The sequence below is a fragment of the Desulfotomaculum sp. OF05-3 genome, from assembly GCF_003435535.1.
GTDB classification, from domain to species: domain Bacteria; phylum Bacillota; class Clostridia; order Lachnospirales; family Lachnospiraceae; genus Pilosibacter; species Pilosibacter fragilis.
In genome coordinates this window covers 1-321 of the sequence record NZ_QWGO01000092.1, presented here as the reverse complement: position 1 = coordinate 321, position 321 = coordinate 1, and the positions used below count along the sequence as shown (strand labels likewise).

The 321-nt window shown below is 39.9% G+C and carries 1 protein-coding gene; it reads right to left on the bottom strand.

From position 1 onward, the window contains the following. Positions 1-173, bottom strand: a 173-nt coding sequence (locus DXA87_RS18590) for a helix-turn-helix transcriptional regulator (protein ID WP_242995397.1), incomplete at its 3' end; no start/stop codon positions are given. Positions 174-321 lie beyond the last annotated feature (148 nt).

Genomic DNA, 321 nt, shown 5'->3' with positions numbered 1-321 from the left:
AGACCTTCCAGTACCATCTTTTTGGTATTGTCAATCGAACCATTCTCATAACGCAGGATTGTGGAAGCGGTAACTCCCATCTTCTCTGCGACATAAGGCTGTGTCAGATTTAATTCCAGACGGCGCTGTTTTGCCCTGCTGCCGATCAGCTTGCGTAGTTCTTTATCTTTCATGCTGATGTGCCTCCTTTTTCGGTATGTCATTACTATACCACGTAACAACATATATTGCAATATGCAATTTAAAGAAAAGAAATATAATTTCATAATGCTTGACAACAAGATGCAAACACGCTATACTGACAGCACAAATGAAATTGCA